Source organism: Desulfosporosinus sp. OT, assembly GCF_000224515.1.
Taxonomy (GTDB): Bacteria; Bacillota; Desulfitobacteriia; order Desulfitobacteriales; family Desulfitobacteriaceae; genus Desulfosporosinus.
Genome location: NZ_AGAF01000240.1, coordinates 1 through 350, shown reverse-complemented (window position 1 = coordinate 350; position 350 = coordinate 1). Strand labels below are relative to the sequence as shown.

The 350-nt window shown below is 42.6% G+C and carries 1 tRNA gene; it reads right to left on the bottom strand.

Annotated features, from left to right (window positions below):
- Positions 1–256: 256 nt before the first annotated feature.
- A tRNA-Ala gene (locus DOT_RS22720) sits at positions 257–332 on the bottom strand.
- Positions 333–350 lie beyond the last annotated feature (18 nt).

Here is a 350-nt window from a genome sequence, read left to right as displayed (position 1 = left end):
GCATGGACGCTCTGAGTGTCGCAGAGGACCGAAGACACTGTCTTCGCACGAATTAGCATTCATGCAGGATGTCCGGGAGCGACCAAAGAACATCAACTATTTGAAATGCGTGGCCCGATGTATGAGATCAGATTAACCTATTAATTAAACTCAAATCATTATCTTATTGCATTTCACAAGATGAGCTACCATCACTTATGACACTAATATTGAAGTCTATTAAACCTCAATATTGCGTCAAATTACTCAATTAAATTGGTGGAGGTAAGCGGGATCGAACCGCTGACCTCTTGAATGCCATTCAAGCGCTCTCCCAGCTGAGCTATACCCCCACAATATTGAGTACCATT